Consider the following 18,458-nt stretch of genomic DNA (forward strand, 5'->3'; position numbering starts at 1 on the left):
AGAAGAGTATTTAGCAAGGATACGGAAGCTGTTTTTTTAAAATAAACAATATATCATCAATCTTTAACCAACCACTCAACCGTCTGATTTAATACGCGCTCATCAGTCAATAAAGCAAAATGACTGACCTCATAAAACACCGCTTTATGCGTATCAGAAACACCCAAAGTTTGCGCCGGTGTATGCTCCCCCAAAGCTGAAGGAATATTTACCAAGCCATCACCCAACAACTGACTCATATCTGACTCATCCTCCGCCTGACTTAAGCTGCCTGCTAAAAAATAACTGCTAATATGCTCAGGCAATGGCGTAAAGTGACGCACCTCATCCGGCAAAACACTACGTGATTGTAGCAACTGCCAATCCTCATCTCTAACACTGCCATGACGCAGGTCAACAATACCCACACTGCGGATATAGCCAAGTTTGGCCAACGCGCCCGCAAAAGGCAGCTTGGCGATACTTTGTTGCACAAAATCACCGATACGTTCTAGCACCGCACCATGATGCGGCGTACCTAGCGTGATTAGTTTACCTACCTTTTCTACCCACTCATATTGAGCTTGAGTACCGTAATAAAGCGCACTACGCGAGACCAGCCCGCCCATACTGTGCCCAACCAAATCTATTTGGCTGATATCAGGATTCTCGGTAATTAGATGATCTAACAGCGCTGCAAACTGACGACCATTGGTCGAGATACGCTGGCCAGTATTGTAACTAACATAGTATAGAGTGACTTCAGGCAAGGCTCTTAATATGGCCAACCCAAGACCCTGTGGATTAGTAGGTTGCCAGTTGATATGACCCATACACAGGCCATGCAACAAGATAACCACTCTACCAGTGATAGGATCAGCTTGTCTGTTAGTCTGTGTTGTATTGGCGGTGGTGTTTAGTCTGTCTGAATTGGCTGAACTATTTGGGTTGGCTAAGCTATCTGATCTTACAGGACGCTTGATACTAACTGACATTGGCTTGATTTGCATCTGAGCGCTTAAATGATGCTTATCATCTAAACCAAGATGCTTGTCAAATTTATATAGCGTCATCGGTAACGCCAGCGGATTGTGATTACTAACAAGATGATCGCCCATTACCCCATTAATGACATTGACCGCCGCATTCAGGTGTGAGGGTAAAGGCTGAGTAGGCAGATGACGAGTGAGGTGACTGTACTGAGTAATACCTAAACTAAGGCCATGCCCGACCACTGAAGTTATCCCCTTCACCACTCCATAGACTCGCCCGCTGATGCCCTTGTTCCAAAGCCGACCGTATCTATGATTGAGCAAACCCAAAGGACGCAGCACAATTTCGCGGTGTATTGCTTCCACAATACCGGTGGTTTCAATCACCCCGATGATAGCCAACTGACTCATCCCAGCGACGAAATCACTGATTGAGATGAAGGTCATATCAGACTGGCTATCTACCACAATAGGGTCTGATTGCTTAGCAGAGTCGACCATAATTTCACATCCATGTTTTGTTTGGCATCTATAGCAGACGTCGGTGAAAGGATAGCGCGTGTCCGTGTCATTGATATTAATATGATCGATTGACTCGCACTATCAATTTATTTGAACAGCCATGTTTTATATCTAAGTTATTTCTTTATCCAATAACTGCTCAACTTAAAAATACTTAACATAGGCCAGTTGAACGTCCTCACGTCCTTCAATTCTATCTTGTAACTCGTAGCTACCCTGCAAGCGAATTGCCTGATTTTGTCCCAAATCATACTGAGCACCAAGACTTAGAATGGGCTGCCAATAATGCCCTCTGACTTGATCAGAATGAGTACTGCCATGATACCAATAAGGCAGTTGCAGCTCACCGACCAAACGTGCATTGCGCGCGAATTGATAGCGGCAACCTAGATTGACGCCCGCACCCACTCGAAAGCCTTTCGAGATGCCCTTACCTACTTGCGCCATACCTGTCCCCATTGCATAGCACAGATGTGGAGGCAGTTCGCCAGATCCAGCTTTTGGTGTACCAAAGGCAGCCGAAATTCCTTTTTCATAGCCTAGGCTTCCGACCAAATGACGGCTGTCATTGTCTGAGTTTTCTCTGGTTCTAAACGCTTGAGAGCCATCTTTAACTTGAGTTGCTTCAACATTGATGCCCCAGCTTGATAGCAAAGAGTCACCACTATAAGCGGTATTAATGGGATTAAAAGATCGGCCACGTACTAACGTTAACTGCTGCAACTCAACGCGATCGTGATTACCTTTAGATTTTTCATCATCGGCATATACTCTAATCTCAGCAGACCCAGCCTCTAGATGGAAGTTTTCTGGGAAACCGCTAGGGCTATCAAGAGGGCCATTAAAGCCGCCTCTATATGATAAGCTCAGATAGCCGGTGTCATCGGTGCTACCGGCTGCGACCATAAAGCGCTGCAGTGAATGTGCGTCTAATGGATTATTGTCTACAGGCTGTAGCGATGTTTTAACCAGCTTGTGGTCTGCGCTGATGCTACTATCAGGTAATTGTGAAAGCTGTGGGTTATTACGCTTAGCCTGTTCTAAGGTCTTATCTGCTGGCAAAAAGCGCTGCTGTTTTAATAAGCCTTCTTTATCCAGCAAACGAACGACATCAAACGGCACCACTGCCAGCTTAAAAGCATCAAGCAGATTGCCTTCAGGACGAACGATATCAATATAGCGCAATATCTCCGAAGCACAGTTATCTAAAGTGAAGTAGTAAGGTAGCTCTAAATCTTTTGACTCCCAGACATGACGCATAATCTGCTGTACTTCTTCTTCATTTAAATCAAGCACATAAGTCCAGACATCACGGCTGTCACGCTGTAAGTATTCAGCCAGCTTTTGTGGAAAGGGCTCAATGGTGATGTCATTATTGTAGCCGCCAAACGCTGAGTTAATCGCATATTTAAACATCGAGTCATCAGGGTCTCCTGCTACGGTGTCATTTAATGCATGCGCTTTGTCAATGGCAGCTGGGTCAGCCAAACTTGCGGTTGAGTCAATTAATAGTAAAGTGTGACCGAATGCAGAGACCAATCTATCAGGATATTCTTCGGCATGAACCACTGACAGCTGCTGCGGGTCAAGCTGTTGCAACCAAGCGTCAAACTCAGGACATTCTGTGCTCACCTCTTCAATACCCAGCTGTGTTTTTAGCCAATGAGTACGTGCCGGAAAGCGGCAAGCCACACTGTCGTTTTTGTCGACAGCGCTGCTATCAATGCCATCTCCATTCATACTCTGGGTCACGGTGGCACGAATAAAGGCCTCCAACTCAGCTTGCGGATTGTGCTTGCCTTGCTCACTGACAAAAAAGTCAGCGCTGTCCACTTCACTGTCATAGCGGCGTTGATTGTCAGGACCTTTGGGACCCTTGGCATGATAAAAATGAAGTCGCAACCAACTAGGATGTGTTGCCAGTTGCTTTTGATTGGCGCGTTCAATTAATTCATCAATCAACGCTTGCTGATTGGTTGTTGAGCTAGATTGCAGCTGGGTTTGATTTTGGGTTTGAGTCAGTTCGCTTGATGCTTGACTGACATTTACCTCATTAGCCATATCCTGAGCATGGGCCGCCATCATAGCGCCACTACTAATGGCCACACCGCCAATAGTGAGCTGCTTTAAAGCAGTCGCAACTACTGATGGCAGCAGCTTTTTGGGTAACACTGGTGTAGCGAGAGGTACCGGCTTACTATAGTTATGCGGCTTAGCGCAATTTTTAGCCATTTTTTTCTGCGTGTGTGACTGTGATTTTTTTGAATGATTAAGCATTGAGGCAAACATAGCCACCCTTTATATAATGAAGTTTTATAATCAACCAATGAAAGATAGTTAGTAACTTATTTTGCTAATGAATTGCTAATCGATAGTTATATTTTCGGCTTATAATCGTTAAAATTATCAGGTAAGATGATGACTGAGGCGTGTCATGATTGTTATTACTTCTTATGCCTCATACCCTATCGAGCCGTATACAATGGAGCAGCACAATATGAAGCAGACCATGAGTGTCACCGCTGGCCGATTAACCGAAGCACAATGGTTAGCCTCGCCTAACTTTAATCAGCGCCCAGAGGGCACGTCAATTAGCGCCATTGTTATTCACAATATCAGCTTGCCGCCCAATGAGTTTGGTCAAACCGATGCTAATGGACAGCACTATGTCAAAGCGTTTTTTACCAATCGCTTAGACTGGGAAGCGCATCCTTATTTCAAGACCATCGAAGGCTTTGAGGTGTCGGCGCACCTATTCATCGAGCGTGATGGCCAAGTTACGCAACTGGTCAACTTTGACGATAGAGCTTGGCATGCCGGCCGCTCAAGCTATCTTGGTCAGCCTGAATGTAATGATTATAGCATTGGTATCGAGCTTGAGGGCTCAGACTATCAAGCATTTACAGATAAACAGTACGATAGCTTGGCTCAGGTAGTGGCCGCTCTATATCAGGCTTATCCAAAAACACGTCGCCATCTCACCGGTCATAGTGACATTGCGCCTGGACGCAAAACGGATCCAGGTGACTACTTTGACTGGGCAAGACTGCGCCAACAAGTCAGTCAGCTAGTTGATGATTAATTTTGCTCAGTTGCTTAACTGCTTAACCAATTAGCTGCTTAGTATTTGGCAGCTCACTAGAAAGTATTAGCTGTTTGACTCAAGCAAACGCTGACATTGCAAAATAACCGGCAAGTCTACCATGACCCCGTCAATGGCAAAAATACTGTCACCGGTCTGCTTATAATGATCGATGACCTGCTTGGCAAATTGTAGCTGCTGTTCTGTGACATTAAACGCCTGATTGACCACAGCCACTTGACTGGGATGGATACACAACATCCCAGAAAAGCCTAAATCTGATGCGTAACCTGCAACTGAGGTCATAGCCTCTGTGTCTTTAAAATTAGCATAAATACTTTCAATCGGCGCCATCAAATGGTGAGCCTTGCTAGCGATCAACATCTGCATCCGTAATTGTCCAAAAAAATCCGCTTCTGCTTGTGAGCCCGTGCGCAAATTAAGCTCATTGGCAATATCTAGACGACCATAGCTGATGGCTTGTAACCCTGATACTTGGGTAATGTCAGTGAGATTACTGATGCCAAGTGCTGACTCAATTTGTGCAATCACTGGTGTTTGAAGCTGCTGCGTGACTTGACGCACCTGTGCTGAGCTACTGACCTTGGGCAATATAATACCGGCCAGCTTACTGCTATTTGACTGTTCACTGTCATTATTACTGTCAATCAACTGATGACACAGCTGCATATCTGACTGCCATGACACCTCATCTTGATCAGGATTATTGATGCGTAACCACAGATGAGGCAAAAAAGAGCGCTCATCAGGCTTTTGCTGTTGATCCAATACGAAACTGGCCACATTCTGACGCGCTTGCTGCTTATGAGTGGCATCGACCGCATCCTCTAGGTCAATAATAACTGCATCAGCACCACTATTCATTGCTTTAATAAATCGATCTGAGCGCATGGCCGGTACAAACAGCCAACTACGCGGGGTTAGCAGTGGCGCTTTGTTGAGTCTAGATAAGCCATTATTATTGGTCATTGCTGTCATCATCCTTGTGTTTATATTTATCACTGTCTTTAATTACTGTTTTTGGTTATTTAGTTTAAAAGCTCTCTAACAATAGCGCTGTAGCGTGCCGTGCTGTCTGTCGTTCGTCTCATTATTTAGATTGATACATCCGTGACTTGCACTGGTTTCATTATAATTTCATCTGTCATCATCATTCTAGCCGTGAGATAGTGCTATAATTTGCGCTATTTTTAAAAAGTGGTACATTTTTTTATAATACCTCTTTTGTAAAACCTTTTGAATTGAACACAGGCATTTACATAACATGGCAAAAAGTAAACTGTTTCGCTCGACGATGATCGTCAGCTCAATGACCATGCTATCACGTATATTAGGCCTTGTACGCGATATGGTTCTGATGGGCGTGTTTGGTGCTGGCGGTCTGATGGACGCCTTTTTGGTCGCCTTTAAAATCCCTAACTTTCTGCGTCGTCTATTTGCTGAAGGTGCCTTCAGCCAAGCGTTTGTTCCTGTGTTATCCGAGTACAAAGAGCGCTTTACCTTACAAGAGGTACAGATTTTAATCAGTCGCACCTCTGGCGCTTTGTTGTCGATTTTAACCATGCTCACCGTGGTTGTCATGTTGGCATCACCTTGGGTCATTACTTTATTTGCCCCAGGCTTTGCTGATGATCCGTACAAGTTCAATACCGCCAGTGAATTGCTGCGCCTCACCTTCCCTTACTTATTATTTATCTCAATGACCGCCTTTGCCGGCAGTATCCTACAAAGTTATGGCCGCTTTGCCGCACCTGCTGTGGCACCGGTACTGCTTAACTTATGTATGATTGCCGGTGCGCTAATTTTTGCGCCTATGTTTGATAAGCCCATTATGGCGTTGGGTTATGCGGTGGCAATCGCTGGATTACTACAATTCTTTATTCAGTTGCCGCAGTTGTACTTACAAAAGCTGTTGGTTGGTCCTAAGATTGACTTTCAGCACGAAGGCGTTCGCCGTATTTTAAAACTGATGTTACCGGCCATCTTTGGGGTGTCAGTCACTCAGATTAACTTGCTGCTTAACACCATCTTAGCGTCATTAATGATTACCGGCTCAGTATCTTGGTTATATGCAGCAGAGCGTTTAACCGAACTGCCTTTAGGTCTAATCGGTGTTGCCATTGGTACGGTTATTCTTCCTAGTCTTTCGACCAGTGAAGCCAAAAAGGATGACGTAACTTTCCGCAAAACTCTAGATTGGGCAGCACGCCTCATTCTCGTCGTCGGCATGCCAGCGGCTTGTGCATTGTTCGTGTTATCTGATGTACTAATGCAGACCCTATTCATGCGTGGTGAGTTTGCGCTTGAAGATGCTAATATGAGTGGTTTTGCACTGCGTAGTATGGCAGGCGGTATCTTAGGCTTTATGCTGATTAAGATTTTTGCACCAGCATTCTTTGCACGCCAAGACACCAAAACCCCAGTTAAAATCGGTGTAATTACGGTTATTGCCAACATGATCTTTAGCTTAGTATTCGTGGGTATTTTCTACTACTTCAAGCTACCTTTGCATGGTGGTCTGGCTCTAGCAACCACAGGTGCTTCTTTTGTGAACGCCGGTTTATTATATTATCTACTACACAAGCGTGATCTGTTCCGCTTTGGCCCACATTGGAAAAAACTACTGGCTCAGTTTGTTGTCTCTAGCGCAGTGATGGTTGGCGTCCTTTATACGGTTCTACCTTACTTCCCAACCCATTCATCACAATTACATCGTGTGATTGCGCTACTACTTATCTGTGCATTGGGCGCTATCGTGTATGGTGCGGTATTGCTGGCATCTGGCTTTAGACCACGTCAATTAAAGCATGGCTAGTTTTAGATGTAGTCTTACATTTTCTGATTGAGAATCAGATGAAGTAAATAAAAAGCCAGCGTTATGCTGGCTTTTTTATTTCTAGTCATTAAATTAAGCTGCTATTTTCTATTTAAATATGTTCTGGCATATCACTTTGTTTTAATGCCCGATCTTTTTTTGACCTTATCTCTAGAGACTCTTTATACTCTCTAGCTTCAATATCATCAATGAACTCAACATCAGGATTCAACTCCCATACTTTCTCTTTGATTTCATCCAAAGTGACATTGAAATATTCTTTTCTGTAATTAACCAAGTTTAATCTTCTATCAGCAAACTCTCTTTGAATCTGTGCCTCAAGTGCGGGTGCATCTTCACTAAATATCATAGCGTGAACATCAAAATAAAATGGAACACTGGCGTCGCCTAGCTCTTTCACCCTATCCATTGGCTCTAATCTTCTGGTCATTCCAATCTTATAAACATTCTCGCCAAACGACCCAATATTCGAAATAACGTAAACGTAACCTAGCTTCGTTTGCTCTGCCATGGCTTTTACTCTGTCATGAACTCTCTGCATTTCCTTAAGCTCATCACCCAGCTTAGCAATTTCTGCTTGCAATCTTTCAAGCTCAGAACCTTCCGAATGACTGGCTTTTTCTTGTACTTTTGATAATAAAGCCTGAAGCTTTTCTTCCTCAGCCAAAGCCCTTTGAGCTTCTTTTCTTAACTGCTCTTCTTCACGTTCTTGTCTTCGTAATTCAGCTTGCTCTTCCTTCTCAATCTGACGTTTTTCTTTATACTCATAGGCAAGACGTAGCTCATTTAGCTTTAGTTGAAGGTAGTATGGTGATATAACAACTTTGTTTGTCTCATTCATTTTATTGATTGCTTCATGGGCTTTTAGTATACGCTTTTCCATACGTTCAACGTTATTCCACGTCACATTAGCAATCGCAGCATCACATTCATTATTGAAAGCTCTAGCAGTAAGGCGAATAGCTCGATTGGTCATTTTTCGACCTTCGGCTTTACTGCCACTTACTTCCCATTCGATAGAGCACGTAATGGCAGATTTCTCTTTTATCATTTCTTTTTGCTTGGCTCTAACTTCTTTTATCTTATCCCTATAGGCTTCTGATGTATCAAAATCGAAATGAGGTTCATACATACCCATTTCAGCATACTCTAGTCGTTCATCATAAATAGCTATATGGTTCAATAAATCATCGTAAACTGATCTCTTTTGTTTATAGCTACTTTGCAATTCTTCAATATTTTGTTTAATACTAAGAACTTCCTGTCTAGCCTCATCTGCTGCTGAATCAATATCTATTACTTTAGAGTATTTATTAGTGAACTCTGTATATTTCTGAGACAAATTAGAATGACTTAAGACTAGCTCATCATGCTGCTGCCTTAAGATCGTCAGCTCATTAATCGCTTTCTTAAGCTGATATGCTAAATATCCCACTACAAATACTAATAGAGCTGGCATATATATCGTAATCAGTAGTATAGCTAATACAGCTATTACCTTAACTGCTAGACTCTTATCCTTCATATCACATTACATCCAAATAGCTAGTTCCTCTGCAATTATCAAATTAAATAAAAACCATATAAATATAATAAGCATTATTAAAATCTAATAACTCTAATATACCGCTTATTAATGTATATTCATTAAACAATAAATCGTTATCGCTTAATTATATATTTAAATTTAGTACTTAAGTCAACCTTCATAAGATAATAGTGATATTAAAGGAATTTCGTTGAGAAAGCTTTGCCTTTAACACAATTTTTAGCCATAAAAAAACCACTGCCTAAGCAGTGGTTCTTATGCTGAAAACAAACAGCGAAGTAATTTAAATGATTACTCAGCGTCAGTTTTCTTAGCCTTGCTACGGCCACCAAACGCGCCAAAGCGTTTGTTGAAGCTAGCAACACGACCTTCGTTAGACGTTTTACGTTGCTCGCCTGTGTAGAAAGGATGTGAAGCGCTTGAAATATCTAGTGGGTAGTAAGGATATTCTGTGCCTTCATACTCACGAGTTGCTTTAGTTTGAGCAGTAGAACGGGTTAAGAAGAAAACGTCCGCGTTAGTGTCGTGGAACAATACTTCTCTGTACTCTGGATGGATATCTTTACGCATAATATATTCTCTCTGTGTCCGATATACAGCAATGCTGTACGTAACTGAGGCACCAAACGCATTAGTAATTAGCCATCATGTCACTGGCTCATTCCAGCACATAACACCAACCACCTGCTATTCTAGCCTTCCTCAGCGGGAAGTTAAGCCGGTAATTCTACCGACTTGAGGCCTTTGTTGCAAGTCATTAATGGGTTAAATTTAACCACTTAATGTATCCAATATAACTTAGGCCATTTAATAATCAGCTATTAATCAACCTCTATCCGCTATTAATCTATTATTTATTAATAGTCGACGTTTGATTATTTATCGTCAGACGCTTTGTCGTCTGAGTTAGCACTGTCATCTGTATCATCAGAGCTTGCGTTGTCTGATTGCGAATCGCTTTTATCAGCAATCGCTTCTTTAGCAGTAACTGGCTCAGGACCAAATGTAGCTCTTGCTACACCGATTACTTGCTCAATCAAGTGACTGTTATAATGCGCAGCGATTAGAACTGATGAGAAAGGCAGTAGCTTGGTTAACCAGCTTAAGTTCATATTATCGATATCGATATTAAACTGCTCTGCAATTTTATCGACTTGCTCAGCATAGTACTGAACGTTGCTGTTACCCATGCCAGAGTTTTTCAGCTCATTACGTAAGCCTTGGCTTTGAGCATTACCTAACAAGCCTTTAGCCATACCAAGACCCGCCAGCAAGGTTTGCTTCTCTTGCATTTTGCTTAAATCAGCATGAGAAACCACTTTATACGCCATTTTAACGCCTTCTTTACCGGTTAATGGCTTATCATAAACAGTGGCTAATTGGTAAACCGTACGTAGCGATACTAGCAATAACCATAACGTATCAGCCAACATACCTGGCAAACCAGCTAAACCAGTCACACCGCCAATGGTAGCAAGCGCACGGTTTTGGTTCGCGATATCACGAGCCAATGCATTACGCTCTTGGTCGCTTAAGCCTTGAATACCAGCAAAACGCTGCTCGCTTGGTAAATCGACTTCACTCCAAGTTGCGGCTAATTTGGCAAGTTGAGTGAATGCCCCTTCGGTTGCTTTGTTGAATAAGCTATCTGGAACTACTTTTTTAGCGTATTTACCGTAAGTGGCAAAGCGTTTACCTACCAGCTGCTGCGATGATTTTAGCGCTTGCTGACTGAATAAGTTATCAACTGACTTAGAGTTTGATTCATAGTCAGATAGGTCAACCGCTCTAAATTGACTAGGCTTACCAGACTTAGCATTGACCTTATCAAGCAGTGATCCTAAACGCTCTAAATTATTGCGCGCTAGGTGTCCTGCAGCATCTAAACCGTTAAATAAAGCTCTACCCGCTTTTGGTTTTTTTGATTTATTATCCATACGATACGCTCCCTAAATTGAATGTAAAAAGTTAAATGATTGGGGTTAATAACAGGTTGTTTTGGTTTAGGCTTATGACCTTAATACTTATGATCTTAATAACATGGGCAAAAAATAAGCCAAACCAGTTTCAAATAGTTAATATCATGCAGTGCGTCATCTAATGGTTCGTCAAGTCGCTCAATAAGTAATTGGTCGAATAAATAAGCGGTTAACTTAATTTATTAACCAGTTTCGTTAATCAATGATAATTAACTTATTAGCGTAAAACAATAATTTAGATTAAAGCAAAATAGCCTTGGCCCTGATATAAATTCGAACTCATTAAGTCTATTTTATGTAATCAATCACCAAATATCAGTTGAAACAGTGTTATCAGCGATTGGCACAATGTAAAATAGTGGCTTTAAAATTCGACAAAAATTGAAAACTCTCATCATGTCATGTTAGGTGGCATCCCTTCAATAAATGACCCGTTAAGCTTTTATGAGCAATCACAATGAGCAATAACCGTTTCCAATTTAACCTTGCGCCTGCACATCAGCTACTGCCTCATCTGACCCAGCTGATTAATGATCCGACATTAATTGCAGCCGTTAGCAATACGATTTCGAGCCCATTACCTTGTACGCGGCAAAACCTGACGCAGACTGTACAAGATTTAGCTTGGCATCTTTGTTGGTTAAATAATGATAAGCACCCGGTGATTGGTCTGTTGCCCAAGGTTGCTTGGACGGTCTACCCGCCTGCTGACTTAGCCTCTTTAGAGGTTAAAATCGTGAAGTCACAACGTCTAGACAATCTTCAGGGTCAAGATACGCGGCACGCTCTGCATAATCAATCAGAGCCGAATCAATCTGAGCAAATCCTATCAAACAAAAGCCAGCCAATTTCTACGCAGCAAACACCCGAGCAACTTAGCTATCAAGACTGGATTGATGAGCTCATCCATTACTCAGAGCAGCATCAACACTCGCCACAACATAACGCGGAAACTTGCTCACAGGCACAGCACACCGCTTATCAACATGGGCTAATGGGATTTATTGGTTATGATATAGGCGCCAAAGCACTGAGTCGAGACTCCAAAGTCATGCTCGCCGATCAGCCCTGTGCGTTTATCGGACATTACGATATTTACTTAACACCTTGCAGTGATGATTATTGGCAGCTGCATACCCAGCCCTCGACATCTCAAGCAGCTATAGATATGGCCGTCTGCATATTAAAGCTGCTAGAACATTACTTGCAACAGCAAACAGTTAAGGTGCTACCCACACCAAGCTTACCCTTGAATCCACGCTGGACACAGCAAGATTATCAATCTGCATTTGCACAAACTCAGCAGTATCTGTATCAAGGTGACAGCTATCAAATCAACCTGACCCAACAATGGCTAGGACAACTGCCAGTGTCTGAGACCTCAGATAAGTCCTACCCTGCTTCGACTGACCCAACTTTGACTGAATCTGACACAACCGAGTTGCACACAGTTCATCAAAACAGATTAAACTTGGTGAACTATTTACCGCAATTACATCAGCAAACTCAGGCGCCATTTGCCGGCTACTTAGCAATAAGCTCAGATAAGCCATCAGCTAATAAAACTTCAGAGTTTGAGCTACTAAGCTGCTCACCTGAACTGTTTGTGATGTTCGATAAAAATGCTGATAACGAGCAACGTATCTTGACCAAGCCAATCAAAGGCACTTTGCCTCGTGGTCAAACGCCACAACAAGACGAGCAGCTAAAACAGCAACTGGCCGATAGTGAAAAAGACCGCGCTGAGAATGTGATGATTGTCGACTTACTGCGTAATGACTTGGGTAAATATGCTAAGACCGGTAGTGTGCAGGTGCCTAAGCTGTTCGCCATCGAAAGCTTTAGCAATGTGCATCATATGGTCAGCTCAATTGTGGCAACTATCAAACCAGAGTGTCATCCGTTGACCGTATTATTCGATAGTTTGCCTGCCGGCTCAATTACCGGCACACCCAAAAAGCGAGCGGTTGAATTAATCAGTGAACTGGAAGCTGAACCCCGAGGCGCCTATTGCGGCACCTTAGGCTATCTGAATTTTGATGGTAGCGGACAGTGGAATGTATTGATTCGCTCATTACAAGCCAATGCCAAAAAAGAAGTCGCGCTGTGGGCTGGCGGCGGCATCACAGTTGCCTCGCAATGTGATTTAGAATATCAAGAATGTTTGGATAAAGTAGGCAACTTATTGGCGATTTTAGCACCTCAATCGTAAAGCGCTTTATTTCATAAATAATAAAAACAGCCATAAACTTATGTCTATGGCTGTTTTTTTGACTACTAATTCAGTACAGGCTTAGATAAGTGCACGCTAATTAAGCCGTACTCAACTCAGTAATTTAGCAACTAAGCGCCTAGTTCCGTTAAGGCAGTGATTAAGCGTTGGTTTTGTTCCGCTGTGCCAACAGTAATGCGCAAGTACTCATCAATACGTGGTTGACTAAAGTAACGGACGATAATCCCCTGCTCACGTAGTTGCTGAGCAACCTCACTGGCATTGCCCTGCGCAGGGCGTGCAAACACAAAGTTTGCTTGTGACGGTAATACATCAAAACCAAGCGATGTTAATTGTTCAATCAGCTGTTCACGTAGCTCAATTACCTGCTCGCATACCTGCTTAAAGTAAGCAGTGTCTTGCACACTGGCCAGAGCGCCGGCTTGTGCTAAGCGGTCTAACGGATAGCTGTTAAAGCTATTTTTCATACGTGTTAACGCTTCAATCAGTGACGGATTACCAAACGCCATACCCACTCGCAGTCCTGCTAATGAACGTGATTTAGAGAAGGTCTGAGTCACCAACAAGTTGTCATGCTCATTAATCAAGCTAACTGCAGATACCGCTTCACCTGACTCAGGCTTAGCAAAGTCAATATAAGCCTCATCAATCACTATCACCGCATTAGGATGCTCATTTGCCAACTTACTGATGGCGTCTAATGACAATATAATACCAGTTGGCGCATTCGGGTTGGCAATGATAATGCCTGAGCAAGGCTGACGGTAGTCATTGGTTTCAATGCTAAAGTCTTCACGCAATGGGATATTCACTAGCTCCACACCGAAAGTATCGGCATACACGGGATAAAAACTGTAGCTGATATCTGGGGCCAATAATGGACGCTCTTTCATAAAGAAGCTGGCGAATACCAAGGCCAGTACTTCATCTGAGCCATTGCCGACAAATACTTGATTGATATCTAGTTGATAGGCATTGGCCAATGCTTGGCGCAAGTCATCTGACTCAGGCGCTGGATACAGACGCAGCGCCTGTGCTTGATCAGCCAACGCAGCACTGATAGCCTCAGCTACTTTTGCAGAAGGCGGAAAAGGGTTTTCATTGGTGTTGAGCTTACATAAGTTATCGTGTTTTGGCTGCTCACCTGGCACATAAGGATTTAAATTACGTGCTTTATTTGACCACAATCGGGTATCAAGTTTAAATTCCATAGGATTTGTCATCTTTTATTATCAGTCGTTTTTATCTTGAGTTATCGTTTTTATATTGAGACATTTATTCAAGTTATTGCTAGTTATGACCATAGCTATTTACATCATACCTATTAAAGGTTAGCTCAGTCAGCTGCTTGGCTTTTTAACTTTTAAGCTATCAACTTCTTTTATGTCTTCACTATGAGTTAACTGTCACTGCGATAGCGTGCTGAGCGTGCATGTGCCTCTAAATTTTCTTGCATCGCTAAGGTATCGGCGACTTTAGCCAACGGTTTAGAGCCCTCCGCCGTACAATAAATTAAAGACGACTTTTTCTGGAAGTCATATACCCCTAAAGGCGAAGAGAAACGTGCGGTACCAGAAGTCGGTAGCACATGGTTTGGACCTGCACAATAATCACCAATCGCTTCAGGCGTATGACGACCCATAAAAATAGCGCCGGCATGACGAATATCATCAATCAACGCTTGCGGATCATTCAACGAAAGCTCTAAGTGCTCTGGCGCCACACGGTTGATAACCTCAAGACCTTCGCGGCGGTCTTTTACTAAGATTAACGCCCCACGATTTTGTAATGACTCACGCGCGATATCTGCTTTTGGCAATAGGGTTAATGCCTTAGTGATCGCAGCATCAACGTCTTTTAATTGCTGCTCACTGGTAGTGACAAATATAGACTGGGCAACGGTATCATGCTCGGCTTGTGATAATAAGTCCATCGCTAGCCAGTCTGCATTGTCTTCGGCTTCACCCTCAGCATAGACCAACACTTCAGAAGGGCCTGCAATCATATCAATGCCGACCTGACCGAATACGGCTCGCTTAGCGGCGGCCACATACTTGTTCCCCGGTCCGGTAATCTTATCCACTTGTGCAATGGTCTCAGTACCATACGCTAAGGCAGCAACGGCTTGCGCGCCGCCAATGGTAAATACTTTCTTCACGCCAGCCAGATAAGCGGCAGCCAGTACCAGTGAATTAAGCTCACCTTTGGGCGCTGGCACTACCATAACAATCTCCGGCACACCGGCTACTTTCGCTGGCAGCGCATTCATCAATACTGATGATGGATACGAAGCCAAACCACCAGGAACATAAATCCCGACTCTATCCAGCGGGGTTACTTTCTGACCCAAGCGATTGCCAAGGTCATCGGTATATTCCCAAGTCGGTTGACGTTGGTGTTGATGGAAGCTTTCGATACGTTCAGCGGCAACATTCAATGCTGCTTTAACGGTCTCATCTAAGCCTTCATAAGCCTGTTGTAATTGCTCAGTGGTTAATAGCAGCTGCTGCATATCGGTTGCTGGATGAGCATCAAACTTCTGAGTGAGCGCCAATACGGCTTCATCGCCCTGTCGGCGCACTTGATCAATAATGTCATCGACCGTCGCCAATAGTTGTTTGTCATTTACCGTTTCAAAGGCAAGCAGCTCATCAAGCTGTTGATCAAAATTCGCATCAGTGCTGATTAACGTCCGCATGAACAATCCTTAAATAAAAATAGCGTAAAACATAGCAGCATTAGCATTAACCGCTTTTAGACTCAGTCTTAGGACTTAACCTTTAAGCATCAACGCTTTGTTTAAAGCTGTCTAAAATAGGCTCAAGCAAACTAAATTTGCGCTTATAGCTGACCTGATTCACAATCAAACGTGACGACACGTCACAAATGTGATCGCGTGGCTCTAAGCCATTTGCACGTAAGGTATTACCAGTATCGACCACGTCAACAATCAAATCACCTAAGCCGACTAAAGGCGCAAGCTCCATCGAGCCATACAGCTTAATGATATCAACTTGCTGACCCTGACTGGCAAAATAAGCACGTGCCACATTAACGTACTTAGTCGCAATACGTAGGCGGCGGTTGGGTAATTCAGCACCTTTGATAGCGGCTGTCATTAACTTACATTGGGCGATTTTTAAATCCAGCAGCTCATAAACATGCTTAGCGCCATACTCAAGCAGCACATCTTTACCGGCCACACCGAAGTCTGCAGCACCATGCTCTACATAGGTCGGCACATCACTGGCGCGCAAAATTAGTACCCGCACATGCTCATGCGAGGTTGGGAATATCAATTTACGTGATTTATCAGGATCTTCTAGCAGCTCAATACCGGCTGCTTTCAGCAGTGGCAAAGTCTCTTTTAGAATACGCCCTTTTGATAATGCCAACGTTAGCCCATTAAAGTCACTATCTGCTTGATTGAGTAGTTCGTTATTATTGTCAGTCATAATAAGATGGTCTTATGGTTGTATTATTTATAGAAAGCCAGTTATATAAACTCAATAACTGGCTCTTCTGACGCCACTGGCTTAGCTTAATCGGCTGCGATATTACTCATCAGCGCTTGGCTTAATACGCTCAATATTAACACCCAAGCCGCGCAGCTTTTCTTCTACATTTTCATAACCACGGTCAATATGATAAATACGGTCAATCACCGTTTCACCTTCTGCCGCTGCTGCTGCCATGACTAAAGACATCGACGCACGTAGATCGGTTGCCATTACTGGCGCTGCATTAAACTGCTCAATGCCACGAATAATAGCGGTATGCCCGTCAACCTGAATGTCTGCACCCATACGCTTCAGCTCTGGCACATGCATATAACGGTTTTCAAAAATATTCTCGCTAATGGTACTGGTACCGTCCGCTAAACAGCATACCGCCATTAATTGCGCCTGCATATCGGTTGGGAAACCTGGGTGTGGCTGGGTGCGAATATCTACCGGCTTTGGACGACCTGTCATTTGAGCGCGGATCCAATCATCACCGGTAGTGATAACAGCGCCCATTTCTTCAAATTTTTGTAGCACTGGTTGTAACAACTGTGGATCGGTATTTCTAGTGGTGACATCGCCGCCCGTCATCAATGCGCCTGCCAGATATGAGCCAGTTTCGATACGATCAGCAACCACAGAGTATTCACAGCCATGCAAGCTATCAACACCTTCAATGGTCATTGTCGCTGAGCCAATACCGTCAATCTTGGCGCCCATGGCCACCAACATATTGGCCAAATCAACCACTTCTGGTTCACGTGCACAGTTTTCTAAAATAGTGGTGCCCTTCGCTAAGGTTGCAGCAATCAGTACGTTCTCAGTACCGCCGACTGTCACCATATCAAAGCTAAACTCACAACCTAATAAGCGACCACCTTCTGGTGCTTTAGCAATAACATAACCGTTTTCAACAGTGATATCAGCACCCATCGCTTTAAAGGCTTTTAGATGTTGATCAACAGGACGTGAGCCAATAGCACAGCCGCCAGGTAATGACACTTCGGCTTCACCGAATCTGGCCAATAGCGGACCCAATACTAAGATAGAGGCACGCATGGTTTTTACCAGCTCATAAGGGGCAAAGTAGTTTTCGATACTGCTGGTATCACAGCGCACGGTATTGCCTTCTTTGACAATATCAATGCCCATACCTGCGATGAGCTTGACCAAAGTGCGCACATCTTGCAAGGAAGGAACATTATTCAAAGTCGTCGGGGTTTCCGCCAATATCATTGCTGCCAACAACGGCAAAGCGGCATTCTTTGCGCCTGAGATAGTGACTTCACCTGCGATACGACTACGGCCAGTGATTAAAAATTGATCCATTGAATATTGTCCTAAACTAAAATTACAAAAAATGATTAAAAAATGAAGAAATATCGGATGTCATGCACAGTATAAAAAATGAGGTAATGGTATGGCGCTTAATGACTAAAGCTAAATCATCAAACAGCCTCACTCCCTACTGACCTGCCTGCATCTGCTCCCACTGTTCTGGTGTTAGTGCTTGAATATTAAGGGCGTGAATTTCACCACTGGCAATAATGTCGTTAACCAAAGCATATACTGCTTGTTGACGCTGCACCGGACGTTTGCCTTCAAAGCTAGCATCGACCACACGCACATCAAATTTGTTACCTTGGTTAGCTGCCTGAATGAGCGCCTCTGGAAAGTGGGGTTGTAAAAATGCAATTAGATCATCAGCGTTCATACTCATGGGACTACCTTTATTATGAAATGATTTTAAATCAGAATTTTA

General features: G+C 43.4%; 14 protein-coding genes. 3 read left to right on the forward strand and 11 right to left on the reverse strand.

What is annotated here, in order from left to right:
* Positions 1 to 56 precede the first annotated feature (56 nt).
* Together A6J60_RS04775 and A6J60_RS04780 are read right to left on the reverse strand one after the other, a co-directional pair.
* Entirely contained in the window at positions 57 to 1,472 is a 1,416-nt protein-coding gene (locus A6J60_RS04775; RefSeq protein WP_096064961.1) for an esterase/lipase family protein, read from the reverse strand.
* 165 nt (positions 1,473 to 1,637) lie between these two features.
* On the reverse strand, positions 1,638 to 3,725 hold the full coding sequence (locus tag A6J60_RS04780) for a DUF4105 domain-containing protein (RefSeq protein ID WP_096066479.1): 2,088 nt from the start codon (positions 3,723 to 3,725) through the stop codon (positions 1,638 to 1,640).
* A 265-nt stretch (positions 3,726 to 3,990) separates the two neighbouring features.
* On the opposite strand from A6J60_RS04780, the gene ampD reads away from it, so the two are divergent.
* The gene (ampD, locus tag A6J60_RS04785; protein ID WP_413772376.1) at positions 3,991 to 4,575 is read left to right on the forward strand and encodes a 1,6-anhydro-N-acetylmuramyl-L-alanine amidase AmpD; all 585 of its coding nucleotides are present in this window, start codon (positions 3,991 to 3,993) and stop codon (positions 4,573 to 4,575) included.
* Between the two features lie 66 nt (positions 4,576 to 4,641).
* On the opposite strand, the gene A6J60_RS04790 is transcribed toward ampD, so the two are convergent.
* Positions 4,642 to 5,565 (reverse strand): HpcH/HpaI aldolase/citrate lyase family protein, encoded by a 924-nt coding sequence (locus tag A6J60_RS04790; protein WP_227526067.1) that lies wholly within the window; start codon positions 5,563 to 5,565, stop codon positions 4,642 to 4,644.
* Positions 5,566 to 5,860: 295 nt separating this feature from the next.
* Here A6J60_RS04790 and murJ point away from each other — a divergent pair, with 295 nt between their 5' ends.
* Positions 5,861 to 7,411: a murein biosynthesis integral membrane protein MurJ gene (gene murJ, locus A6J60_RS04795; RefSeq protein ID WP_096064963.1), complete on the forward strand. Its 1,551-nt coding sequence runs from the start codon at positions 5,861 to 5,863 to the stop codon at positions 7,409 to 7,411.
* 112 nt (positions 7,412 to 7,523) lie between these two features.
* Here murJ and A6J60_RS04800 read toward each other — a convergent pair whose 3' ends face one another.
* The 3 genes from A6J60_RS04800 to A6J60_RS04810 all read right to left on the reverse strand — a co-directional run bounded on the left by A6J60_RS04800 (position 7,524) and on the right by A6J60_RS04810 (position 10,918).
* Positions 7,524 to 8,957 carry a DUF4041 domain-containing protein gene (locus tag A6J60_RS04800; RefSeq protein ID WP_096064964.1) on the reverse strand — a complete coding sequence of 478 codons (1,434 nt, stop codon included), beginning with the start codon at positions 8,955 to 8,957 and terminating at the stop codon, positions 7,524 to 7,526.
* A 315-nt stretch (positions 8,958 to 9,272) separates the two neighbouring features.
* Complete coding sequence (locus A6J60_RS04805) at positions 9,273 to 9,551, reverse strand: type B 50S ribosomal protein L31 (RefSeq protein ID WP_096064965.1); 279 nt, start codon at positions 9,549 to 9,551, stop codon at positions 9,273 to 9,275.
* Positions 9,552 to 9,856: 305 nt separating this feature from the next.
* Positions 9,857 to 10,918 (reverse strand): EcsC family protein, encoded by a 1,062-nt coding sequence (locus tag A6J60_RS04810; RefSeq protein ID WP_096064966.1) that lies wholly within the window; start codon positions 10,916 to 10,918, stop codon positions 9,857 to 9,859.
* 499 nt (positions 10,919 to 11,417) lie between these two features.
* On the opposite strand from A6J60_RS04810, the gene A6J60_RS04815 reads away from it, so the two are divergent.
* Positions 11,418 to 13,172, forward strand: a complete 1,755-nt coding sequence (locus A6J60_RS04815) for an anthranilate synthase component I family protein (RefSeq protein ID WP_096064967.1) — start codon at positions 11,418 to 11,420, stop codon at positions 13,170 to 13,172.
* Between the two features lie 131 nt (positions 13,173 to 13,303).
* Here A6J60_RS04815 and hisC read toward each other — a convergent pair whose 3' ends face one another.
* The 5 genes from hisC to A6J60_RS04840 form a co-directional block, all read right to left on the reverse strand.
* Positions 13,304 to 14,416 carry a histidinol-phosphate transaminase gene (gene hisC, locus A6J60_RS04820; RefSeq protein ID WP_096064968.1) on the reverse strand — a complete coding sequence of 371 codons (1,113 nt, stop codon included), beginning with the start codon at positions 14,414 to 14,416 and terminating at the stop codon, positions 13,304 to 13,306.
* A gap of 176 nt (positions 14,417 to 14,592) precedes the next feature.
* Positions 14,593 to 15,891, reverse strand: coding sequence for a histidinol dehydrogenase (gene hisD, locus A6J60_RS04825; protein WP_096064969.1), 1,299 nt, complete (start codon positions 15,889 to 15,891; stop codon positions 14,593 to 14,595).
* Between the two features lie 82 nt (positions 15,892 to 15,973).
* Positions 15,974 to 16,648, reverse strand: coding sequence for an ATP phosphoribosyltransferase (gene hisG, locus A6J60_RS04830; RefSeq protein ID WP_096064970.1), 675 nt, complete (start codon positions 16,646 to 16,648; stop codon positions 15,974 to 15,976).
* Positions 16,649 to 16,750: 102 nt separating this feature from the next.
* Positions 16,751 to 18,025, reverse strand: a complete 1,275-nt coding sequence (gene murA / locus A6J60_RS04835) for a UDP-N-acetylglucosamine 1-carboxyvinyltransferase (protein WP_096064971.1) — start codon at positions 18,023 to 18,025, stop codon at positions 16,751 to 16,753.
* Between the two features lie 136 nt (positions 18,026 to 18,161).
* The gene (locus tag A6J60_RS04840; protein ID WP_096064972.1) at positions 18,162 to 18,416 is read right to left on the reverse strand and encodes a BolA family protein; all 255 of its coding nucleotides are present in this window, start codon (positions 18,414 to 18,416) and stop codon (positions 18,162 to 18,164) included.
* Between the last annotated feature and the right edge of the window lie 42 nt (positions 18,417 to 18,458).

Source organism: Psychrobacter sp. FDAARGOS_221, from assembly GCF_002313155.2.
Classification (GTDB): domain Bacteria; phylum Pseudomonadota; class Gammaproteobacteria; order Pseudomonadales; family Moraxellaceae; genus Psychrobacter.

Coding starts and splice junctions, on each gene's coding strand:
- A6J60_RS04775 (WP_096064961.1), bottom strand. CDS start 1,472: ATGGTCGACTCTGCTAAGCAATCAGACCCTATTGTGGTAGATAGCCAG.
- A6J60_RS04780 (WP_096066479.1), bottom strand. CDS start 3,725: ATGGCTAAAAATTGCGCTAAGCCGCATAACTATAGTAAGCCGGTACCT.
- ampD (WP_413772376.1), top strand. CDS start 3,991: ATGAAGCAGACCATGAGTGTCACCGCTGGCCGATTAACCGAAGCACAA.
- A6J60_RS04790 (WP_227526067.1), bottom strand. CDS start 5,565: ATGACCAATAATAATGGCTTATCTAGACTCAACAAAGCGCCACTGCTA.
- murJ (WP_096064963.1), top strand. CDS start 5,861: ATGGCAAAAAGTAAACTGTTTCGCTCGACGATGATCGTCAGCTCAATG.
- A6J60_RS04800 (WP_096064964.1), bottom strand. CDS start 8,957: ATGAAGGATAAGAGTCTAGCAGTTAAGGTAATAGCTGTATTAGCTATA.
- A6J60_RS04805 (WP_096064965.1), bottom strand. CDS start 9,551: ATGCGTAAAGATATCCATCCAGAGTACAGAGAAGTATTGTTCCACGAC.
- A6J60_RS04810 (WP_096064966.1), bottom strand. CDS start 10,918: ATGGATAATAAATCAAAAAAACCAAAAGCGGGTAGAGCTTTATTTAAC.
- A6J60_RS04815 (WP_096064967.1), top strand. CDS start 11,418: ATGAGCAATAACCGTTTCCAATTTAACCTTGCGCCTGCACATCAGCTA.
- hisC (WP_096064968.1), bottom strand. CDS start 14,416: ATGACAAATCCTATGGAATTTAAACTTGATACCCGATTGTGGTCAAAT.
- hisD (WP_096064969.1), bottom strand. CDS start 15,891: ATGCGGACGTTAATCAGCACTGATGCGAATTTTGATCAACAGCTTGAT.
- hisG (WP_096064970.1), bottom strand. CDS start 16,648: ATGACTGACAATAATAACGAACTACTCAATCAAGCAGATAGTGACTTT.
- murA (WP_096064971.1), bottom strand. CDS start 18,025: ATGGATCAATTTTTAATCACTGGCCGTAGTCGTATCGCAGGTGAAGTC.
- A6J60_RS04840 (WP_096064972.1), bottom strand. CDS start 18,416: ATGAGTATGAACGCTGATGATCTAATTGCATTTTTACAACCCCACTTT.